Source organism: Sphingorhabdus sp. (assembly GCF_023910635.1).
GTDB lineage: Bacteria > Pseudomonadota > Alphaproteobacteria > Sphingomonadales > Sphingomonadaceae > Sphingorhabdus_B.
In genome coordinates this window covers 1-2,164 of record NZ_JAAVVZ010000070.1, presented here as the reverse complement: position 1 = coordinate 2,164, position 2,164 = coordinate 1, and the positions used below count along the sequence as shown (strand labels likewise).

The window sequence follows — 2,164 nt, the reverse complement described above, 5'->3', positions numbered from 1 at the left end:
TGCCTCTATCGGCAAGATAATGTCTTCTTGGGTGGCCCCTTGGCCGAATGCATTCAGTTTGTCCAGCGAAATCGCGCTTTGTAAGCTGAACGGCCCCGCACGCGTGCGGCGTAGCATCGACACATGGCCGACGGTGCCAAGGGCATAAGCGATGTCGCGGGCGAGGCTTCGGATATAGGTGCCTTTGGAGACGTCGGCGGTGAGTGTGACGGCGTTCAATGCGCCAACGGTGGCAACGCTGTGAATACAAAGGTCATGCACCGTCACATTGCGCGACTTCATCTCCACGACCTCACCTGCCCGCGCTAAGTCATAGGCGCGCTTACCATCGATCTTTATCGCGGAGTACGCAGGCGGAATTTGGGCGATGGGACCAATAAATTGGGCAAGCGCCGCTTCGACTTGCGCCAAGGTCGGGCGCTGGTCTGAGGTCGCAACGATCTCTCCTTCGGCATCCAAGCCGCTGGTTTCCGTGCCAAAACTGATCGTAAAGTCATAGGTCTTCGATGCGTCCAACATACGCCCGCATAATTTGGTCGCTTCACCCAAGGCGATGGGCAGAACGCCGGTGGCCAAAGGGTCAAGCGTCCCGCCATGGCCGACCTTGACCTTGCCAAAGCCCGCACTGCGCAAATTGCGCTTTACGGCTGCGACAGCCTGCGTTGAACCCAACCCAAGTGGTTTATCGAGGATGATCCAGCCATGCATGCCGCGTTAACGCCCTGCCCGCGCCTCATTAAAATGCTTGCGGCACATGGCGATATAACGGTCATCGCCGCCAATTTCGGTTTGCGCGCCGTCGAACACTGCTTTGCCGAATTCGTCCACCCGCAAGTTCATCGTCGCTTTACGCCCGCAATCGCAGACGCCCTTAAGCTCGACCAGACTGTCAGCGATGCCAAGCAAAGCGGCGGAGCCGGGAAATAACTCGCCTTGGAAATCCGTACGCAAGCCGTAACACACAACCGGAATTCCAGCCTTGTCTGCCAGGCTTGCGGCTTGCCAAACCTGTTCCTTGGTCAAAAACTGCGCTTCGTCGATTAATACGCAGGCCAAAGGCGTTTCGTGGTGCTGGGCAAGCACCGCATTTTCGATATTTGTCGTCGGTTCAAACCGGCTGGCGTCCCCTGCAAGACCAATGCGCGAGCTGATCGCGCCGAAACCGGGCCGATCATCAATAGCTGCGGTCCACAGCATGACTTTCATCCCGCGTTCGCCATAATTAAATGCCGCCTGCAACAAGGTCGACGATTTGCCGGCGTTCATTGACGCGTAATAGAAATAGAGCTTAGCCATTATTTGCCAGCGTCCTTGACGTGAATCGGCGTTGCATCGCCAGCCTGTTTTGCGAGCTTGCGGTCAAAGGTCAGGAAACAATCATGACCCGCCGCTTCAACCAAATGAAGCATGTCACCAACATCCGCGCCGTCTGCATATCGAGTCAAAGCCCAGGATAGGAGGGCAAGATCAGACACAACAACGTCTGGCATCGCAATAAGCGCACGCAATGCCGACGAAATCGCCTTTGGCGATTGATTGTATCGGGATTGCAAAAGCCACACGGTTTCCAATAAAACCGAATTGCTAACAAATGCCCCGTGCATCAATATTGCACGTGCTCGCGGCGACTGTTCGTGGTCGTCGTCCAGAAAATATCTGGCCAGAATGTTCGTATCGACAACGTCCATTTAATCGTCGAACTTGGACGATTTTTTGAACATGTCAGCGATGGCTTGCTTTTCCTGTTCATCCGTAAATCGCGGCCCTTCATATTGAATGGCTTGACGGACTGCCGCGTCGCATTCTGCAAAGCTGCGCTTTTGGGAGCCTGACGCTATTTTTAGGAACATACCGCCGCCAGATTCGATGATATCCAAGGCAGTGCCGGGCACCAGCTTAAGCCTATCGCGCACATCCTTAGGTATGACGACTTGCCCTTTTGACGATACGGTAGTTTGCTGGTTCATAAATGGTAAGATACGTCTTACCTAAGGCCGTGTCAATCCTCACCGTCGGTCAGGTCCTGCTGAACCTTTGGCTGCGCCAACAGACCCTCAATATGCGTTGCCTGGTCGAAACTGTCATCCGCGAGGAACTTCAGCTTCGCCGCATATTTCATGCTGACCCGCGACGCGACTTCCTTTTGGAAAAACGCGGTGTTGGT

General features: G+C 54.7%; 4 protein-coding genes and 1 pseudogene. All 5 read right to left on the bottom strand.

Translation table 11 applies throughout. From position 1 onward, the window contains the following. Nucleotides 1-708 (bottom strand): tRNA pseudouridine(55) synthase TruB (truB, locus tag HEQ34_RS14205; RefSeq protein ID WP_296201562.1); only part of this gene is annotated, 708 nt, incomplete at its 3' end. Nucleotides 709-714: 6 nt separating this feature from the next. After that, nucleotides 715-1,296, bottom strand: a complete 582-nt coding sequence (locus HEQ34_RS14200) for a thymidine kinase (RefSeq protein ID WP_296201560.1) — start codon at nucleotides 1,294-1,296, stop codon at nucleotides 715-717. Next, entirely contained in the window at nucleotides 1,296-1,688 is a 393-nt protein-coding gene (locus tag HEQ34_RS14195) for a type II toxin-antitoxin system VapC family toxin (RefSeq protein ID WP_296201559.1), read from the bottom strand. The genes HEQ34_RS14200 and HEQ34_RS14195 overlap by 1 nt, the downstream gene beginning before the upstream one ends. Next, on the bottom strand, nucleotides 1,689-1,967 hold the full coding sequence (locus tag HEQ34_RS14190) for an AbrB/MazE/SpoVT family DNA-binding domain-containing protein (RefSeq protein ID WP_296201557.1): 279 nt from the start codon (nucleotides 1,965-1,967) through the stop codon (nucleotides 1,689-1,691). Nucleotides 1,968-1,999: 32 nt separating this feature from the next. Further along, nucleotides 2,000-2,164 (bottom strand): annotated as a pseudogene (locus HEQ34_RS14185) (ribosome-binding factor A); the annotation flags it as partial.